Here is a 6,170-nt window from a genome sequence, read left to right as displayed (position 1 = left end):
TGATGGCAGTGACACTGCCGGCCACATTGGCAATCTCGGTGGCGACTCGGCTACCGACCACCACTAACGTCTCATCGGGAGTGTGCCCTGCAAGCGCGCTGGGCGACAAGGCCATTGCGACAGCCACCGCAATAGCGTGTAGTTTACACGTCATGAATACATCCTTTTTAGTTCAAAGCGGATGCATCATTCCTAAGTTGATCAACATTTTACATGCGACCGATTGTCGCACTATCACCAAGCAATTGTTATTAAAGGTTTTTCACATTTATGTATTGCCGTAAATGTGATCTGGCAACATAAAATTAGCTTATCGACATCAGCGTTCATCGCCTCATCAACATCAAACTCACGACACGCATCAGTCCAGAACCGCCAAAGGCGCGTGCGGGCTCTGCACCCTTGGCATTGTCCATTGATTATGCTCCCTCGCCTGACGAGGCTGGCGGCACGGTGGCTGACTGTGTTGCTAACGGCATAGCTAAGGGTGAGGTGGAGGTTGACGCTGAGGGCGAAGCCTGCGCGGCACTCTCGGCGCGAGTAGCAAGCACGAGGGCGATATCCACTAAGCTTTGGGCCAGTTGCTGCGCTTTTTCTTGCGAGAATTTCTCCGCCAACGACGCCGCTAATTTGCTTTTCAGCTGGGCAATCAGTGCCTCTTTATCTATCTTAGATACCGCTTGTGATAGTTGCTCAACACTGACGGCGAGGGTGTGTAACTCAGGCAAAATCTGCGCTTTTTTTAAGGGCGTTAACAGCGCTAACTCCTTGAAATTTGCATTACTCACCTTGTCATCCAAGGTCAGCAATAGACTATCGACCTTATCAAAGGTTTGCTCACTGCGCTGGATCAGGGGCGTCAGCGCAACCCCTTCGATAAGGCCCGTAAGTTTGCTGACCGTCGCATACAACAGTGCAGCAATAAACATGATAGGCAACATGATCCCGGTGATTAATCCTACCCAGAAATTATTTATACCTGCGTAAAAACGATTCATCTCGATTCTCCCTCGTGAGTATGGGGCGAGCCTGCGGAGATCGAGCGCCATATTGCGCCGCAATCCATAAGGCATCGCGATTAATCCATAAAACAGCGTATATAGATACCGCGCAATTAACCATAAAAAAAACCGCACCTCAAAAGAGGTGCGGTTTTCAATAATGAGGTGAGTTGGCCGATAAGCCGGGTCCTGTCGTGGACAGTCATTCATCTAGGCCTGCAATCGCTCACAGGCTCAAGCGACCTACCCGGTTCCAACGCGAGCCACGCATTAACTTACCGAAGTAAGCAGTGGAACCCTATTTGGTCTTGCTTCGGGTGGAGTTTACCTTGCTACGGACTATTGCTAGCCGCACGGTGCGCTCTTACCGCACCCTTTCACCCTTACCACCTTAGCCTAAGCTAGGATGGCGGTCTCCTCTCTGTTGCACTTGTCGTCGGTTCACACCGCCCAGGCGTTACCTGGCACCCTGCTCTATGAAGCCCGGACTTTCCTCCCCGCTCAATTGAGCGCGGCGACTGTCTGGCCAACTCGGCGCGGATTATAGCCCAAGGCTCCGGTATGCACCACAGTTAATCCATGCTTTAGGCCACAGTGCTTATAAATCAGACTCTAAGCCATATTTATACAAGGCATTTTTTTTAAGCCCATGGATTTGCGCCGCTATCGCCGCCGCCTTCTTAAGGGGTAATTCTTCGCAGAGTAATTTAAGGGTATTGATCGCTACGGTCGGAATGGCCTCTTCATCATTGAGTTGATAACCATGCACCATCAGCACAATTTCCCCTTTTTGCTGGTTCAAATCACTGCTCACCGTTGCTAACACTTCGCTCACGGGGCCAGACAAAAAAGTCTCAAAGGTTTTGGTCACTTCCCGCGCCATCACGACATGACGATCACCACCTAACACCTCCACCATGGTCGTGAGGCTATGCTCAATCCGATGAGGTGATTCGTAAAAAATCAGCGTACGCGGATCTTCTTTTAATTCTAATAGCTTGTCAGCACGCGCCTTTTCCTTTGAGGGCAAAAATCCTTCGAAAGAAAAACGATCCGACGGCAACCCCGAGGCACTTAACGCGGTGATCGCGGCGCAAGGGCCGGGAAGCGGGATAACCCGAAACCCCGCTTGGCGCACATGAGACACCAAATGATAGCCAGGATCGGAGATCAGCGGCGTCCCCGCATCGGAAATTAACGCCACCGATTGCCCTGCCGCCAGCTGCTCGACGATCCACTGGGCGCGGGCCCGCTCATTATGATCATGCAGCGCCGTGGTTTTGGTCGTAATACCAAAATGACTCAATAACTTGCCGCTGTGACGCGTGTCTTCACAGGCGATCAACGAAACCTGTCCTAGCACATCTATCGCCCGCGAGCTCATGTCACCTAAGTGACCTATGGGGGTGGGAACTATGTAGAGTGCGACGCTTTGGTCCATATATACCTCGGTAATGACAGTGCGAAGACTTTCGTCAAGCGCGAGAGAAGGTTAAACTAGAGGCAGCATCTTACCAGAGTGAAGCACTGTGTTAAAAAGCCTGAATACAACTAAGTTCGTTTCTGTGGCCATGTTATCGGCAATTTTGGCAGGTTGTAGCGCTAAGGCGCCTACGACTTCGACCCCAACAGCCCCCGCCACGGTCACATCTCTTGCCTCTGCGCCCCTTGAAGCCACGGTCTATTTAACGCAGGCGGCCAATAGCAAAGATCCTCTGCAACGCGATAGCTATTTGCTACTGGCGGCCCATGCCTATATCAATGCCAATGATTATGGGGCGGCGCAAAAACTGCTTAAGTCGATAAAACCGAGCCTGAGCCAAAGCCCGACGCTATTAGCTGAGCATAAATACCTCTCCGCGCGGGTGCTAGAGCAGACGTCAACCTATGCCGAGGCGCTCAAGCTTCTCAATTATCCAAGCACTTGGGTGTTACCCGCTTGGCAAATGACGGCTTACCACCAATTTAAAGCGCGTTTATATCAACTCAATAAACAACCTATCGAGCAGGTGCGTGAGCTGAGTTTACTGACGCAATATTTGCCTGCCACAGAGGCCCGCGAAGTCAACGACCAGATTTGGCAGGTGCTGCAGCCGATGCATGAGCAAACCCTGCAAGCCTTTACCCGCGATGCCAGCGAGGGAGTATTTGCCGGCTGGCTGCAACTGGCTTATATCGCGAAGCATTATGCGGTCGACCCCGCACAACTGGTGCGTTATTTGGGCGAATGGCAACAACAAAATCCTTACCACCCTGCGGCGGCAACATTACCTGCCGATCTCGACCGGGCATTAAATGCTAAACCCTTCGCGCCCAAAAATATTGCCGTACTGCTGCCGCTGTCGGGGCAAATCGCCGGAGCCGCAAATGCGATTCGTCAAGGGATTTTAGCCAGTTACCTTGCCAAGCCCGATGCCCAAGTCGCCGTTAACTTCTACGACACCGCGACAGACGTCACCGCAGCCTATCAACAGGCGGTGACCGCTGGCGCTGAGTTTATCATTGGCCCGCTATTGCCCAGCGAAATTGATCAACTGCTGACTCAGGCCAGTGATGGGCAAAACAGCGCTACTGGCGCAAGTGTCAGCACCAAAGCTGTGCCGCAGCTCTTTTTAAATCAGACTGAAAAAGTCGTACCGGATATCAACAAGTTTTACTTTGCCTTGTCACCGGCTCAAGAAGCGGCGGATGCGGCGGCGCGTATGTATCAAGATGGCGTCACTATGCCGCTGCTGCTTGCGAGCAACGACGCCATTGGCAAACGCATGGCCGAGAGCTTTATTCAAGCTTGGAATAAAAAGAGCCAAACCGCCATCGAAGTGCACTACTACGAAGCAGGCGATAAAATGCGCACCACAGTGCAGGATGCGCTCGGCGTGCGTGACAGTCAGGCGCGTATCGCACGCATCAAAGAGTTATTAGGCAACAACGTTCAAGCGGATTTTCGCTCACGCCAAGATATCGATGCGATTTATATGATTTCAACGCCGCAGGAATTAACCCTGCTCAAAGCGTTTATCGATGTCAACTTTAGCGTATTCACCCAACCAGTGCCGCTATACACCTCCAGCCGTAGCCGCCTTGATAAAGAGTCAAGCCAAGCGGCGCAGGATTTAAATAACTTAACCATGAGCGATGCCCCTTGGTTAATGCAAAATGGCGAAGAAAACCTGCTGGTAAACACCCTGTGGCCCGGCTGGAACAATAGCCAAAAACGCCTATTTATCATGGGTTATGATTCAATGGAGTTAATTAGCAAATTAGCCCAAATGCGCTCATTCCCCGGATACCAGTTCAATGGTCGCAGCGGCGCGCTATCGGTCAATCCCGATGGCGTGATCAATCGACAATTGAGCTGGGGACGTTACCAAAGAGGCAGTTTTCGCGCGCTATGACAGCCGGACAAGCAGCGGAGCAGCGCGCCCAACATTACCTTGAGCAACAAGGATTGACCTTGGTTGAGCGCAATGTCCGCTATCCCTTTGGGGAAATCGATCTGGTCATGCGCCATCAGCATTACTGGGTATTTGTCGAGGTCAAATACCGCTCGGCTTCGCAATTTGGCGGCGCATTACAGGCACTAAGCCAAGCGCAGATCGCCCGAATTCGTAAGGCGGCCAGCCATTATTTACAAATTAATCGACTCGATGCGCCCTGCCGCTTTGACCTCGTGGCCATTGATAACGACCAGCTCCATTGGCTAACGGGGGCCTTTTAGCCGGGGCCGCAACCGCCGTCATAATCGCGATTGGGTGACGACGGCATTTACATTATTTTTCACGCTCATGCCTCAACTCCTCGGTTGAACTATGGCATGATAGCAACACTTTATCCTGAAAGGATTTATCCATGTTAGAACGCATTAAAGACAGCTTTACTGAATCAATCCAAACTAAAATCGATGCAGCCGAAGCACTGCCAGAGTCCATCGCCAAAGCGGCGGAGATGATGGTGCAATGCCTTTTAGGTGGCAATAAAATCCTCGCCTGTGGTAATGGTGGTAGCGCCGGTGATGCTCAGCATTTTTCGGCCGAACTGCTCAATCGCTATGAGATTGAACGCCCACCCTTACCCGCGATTGCCCTGTCGACCGACACATCAACCATCACGGCCATTGCCAACGACTACAGCTACGATCAGATTTTCTCAAAGCAAATCTTAGCCTTAGGGCAACCTGGTGACATCCTGTTAGCCATTTCAACCAGCGGCAACTCGGGCAACGTGATCAAAGCGATGGAAGCCGCGCTGAGCCGCGATATGACGATTGTTGCCCTCACGGGCAAAGACGGTGGCGCAATGGCGGGCTTATTGAGTGTCGGCGATGTGGAAATCCGCGTGCCTTCCAATGTCACGGCTCGTATTCAAGAAGTGCATTTACTGGTGATCCACTGCCTATGTGACAATATTGACCGCACCCTCTTCCCACAGGACGAACAGCAATGAGACACGCCGCGCCACTGTTAATGGTTTGCTTGCTGCTGCAAGGCTGCGCTGGTGCCGTGATGGTGGGCGCAGTCAGCGGCGCCATGATGGCCAATGATGAGCGAACCGTAAAAACACAACTCGATGATACCAATACTGATTTTAAGATCACCGCCGCCTTACTTGAGCATGCCGATCTGAAAAAGCAAACCAATATTACCGGCGTATCGGTCAATGGTAATGTGCTGATGATAGGCCAAGCCCCTAACTCGATGCTGAGGGATAAAGCCATCAAGGTGGTGCAAAACCTTAAGCTGGGGGGCAAGATCCATAATCAAATTCGTATTGGCAACCCCACCTCATTTACCACGCGCAGCAATGACACTTGGGTTACCACCAAAGTCAAAGGGCGTATGCTCAATGAAAAAGAACTGGATGTGACCCGGATTAAGGTGATCACCGAAAATGGCGAAGTCTTTCTGCTGGGATTAATCCATCGCTCCCAAGCCGATTTAGCCGTCGACATCGCCCGCAACACGGCTGGCGTCCGTAAAGTAGTAAAAGTATTTGAATTTGTTGAATAACATGATTAATCGCCACTGAGGTGGCGACATGATCCACCAGCAAGTCACCCGCTTTACGACGCTACCATGCTCAGCGAGCCCCTGCCCAGCGCGGTGGCTCGCAGTTCCCCCAATCGCCGCAAACGTCCCTTTAGGATCCGTACAGCCTTAGGTTAACCCTTGT

Annotated in this window: 6 protein-coding genes and 1 other RNA gene; 4 read left to right on the top strand and 3 right to left on the bottom strand. The window is 51.7% G+C overall.

Translation table 11 applies throughout. The features are described 5' to 3' along the window. Window positions 1–419: 419 nt before the first annotated feature. The 3 genes from ACRCZA_RS04975 to rsmI all read right to left on the bottom strand — a co-directional run bounded on the left by ACRCZA_RS04975 (window position 420) and on the right by rsmI (window position 2,442). On the bottom strand, window positions 420–998 hold the full coding sequence (locus tag ACRCZA_RS04975; RefSeq protein ID WP_438673365.1) for a hypothetical protein: 579 nt from the start codon (window positions 996–998) through the stop codon (window positions 420–422). 165 nt (window positions 999–1,163) lie between these two features. Beyond that, an RNA gene (rnpB, locus tag ACRCZA_RS04970) (RNase P RNA component class A) lies at window positions 1,164–1,535 on the bottom strand. A 64-nt stretch (window positions 1,536–1,599) separates the two neighbouring features. Continuing rightward, window positions 1,600–2,442, bottom strand: coding sequence for a 16S rRNA (cytidine(1402)-2'-O)-methyltransferase (gene rsmI / locus ACRCZA_RS04965; protein WP_438673364.1), 843 nt, complete (start codon window positions 2,440–2,442; stop codon window positions 1,600–1,602). An 88-nt stretch (window positions 2,443–2,530) separates the two neighbouring features. Here rsmI and ACRCZA_RS04960 point away from each other — a divergent pair, with 88 nt between their 5' ends. The 4 genes from ACRCZA_RS04960 to dolP all read left to right on the top strand — a co-directional run bounded on the left by ACRCZA_RS04960 (window position 2,531) and on the right by dolP (window position 6,007). After that, a complete protein-coding gene (locus ACRCZA_RS04960) occupies window positions 2,531–4,396 on the top strand; it encodes a penicillin-binding protein activator (RefSeq protein ID WP_438673363.1) in 1,866 nt (621 codons plus the stop codon). Continuing rightward, the gene (locus ACRCZA_RS04955; RefSeq protein ID WP_438673362.1) at window positions 4,393–4,719 is read left to right on the top strand and encodes a YraN family protein; all 327 of its coding nucleotides are present in this window, start codon (window positions 4,393–4,395) and stop codon (window positions 4,717–4,719) included. Before ACRCZA_RS04960 ends, ACRCZA_RS04955 begins: the two co-directional genes overlap by 4 nt. 131 nt (window positions 4,720–4,850) lie before the next feature. Next, entirely contained in the window at window positions 4,851–5,444 is a 594-nt protein-coding gene (locus ACRCZA_RS04950) for a phosphoheptose isomerase (RefSeq protein WP_438673361.1), read from the top strand. Then, on the top strand, window positions 5,441–6,007 hold the full coding sequence (gene dolP / locus ACRCZA_RS04945; protein WP_438673360.1) for a division/outer membrane stress-associated lipid-binding lipoprotein: 567 nt from the start codon (window positions 5,441–5,443) through the stop codon (window positions 6,005–6,007). Before ACRCZA_RS04950 ends, dolP begins: the two co-directional genes overlap by 4 nt. Window positions 6,008–6,170 lie beyond the last annotated feature (163 nt).

Origin of the sequence: Shewanella sp. (assembly GCF_051658185.1) — a bacterium.
Taxonomy (GTDB): Bacteria; Pseudomonadota; Gammaproteobacteria; order Enterobacterales; family Shewanellaceae; genus Shewanella.
The sequence above is the reverse complement of the archived record's forward strand: the minus strand, read 5'-3'. Positions and strand labels throughout refer to the sequence as shown.

What these genes read in the sequence shown, in the direction of transcription:
- ACRCZA_RS04975 (WP_438673365.1), bottom strand. Translation starts at nt 998, where the DNA reads ATGAATCGTTTTTACGCAGGTATAAATAATTTCTGGGTAGGATTAATC.
- rsmI (WP_438673364.1), bottom strand. Translation starts at nt 2,442, where the DNA reads ATGGACCAAAGCGTCGCACTCTACATAGTTCCCACCCCCATAGGTCAC.
- ACRCZA_RS04955 (WP_438673362.1), top strand. Translation starts at nt 4,393, where the DNA reads ATGACAGCCGGACAAGCAGCGGAGCAGCGCGCCCAACATTACCTTGAG.
- ACRCZA_RS04950 (WP_438673361.1), top strand. Translation starts at nt 4,851, where the DNA reads ATGTTAGAACGCATTAAAGACAGCTTTACTGAATCAATCCAAACTAAA.
- dolP (WP_438673360.1), top strand. Translation starts at nt 5,441, where the DNA reads ATGAGACACGCCGCGCCACTGTTAATGGTTTGCTTGCTGCTGCAAGGC.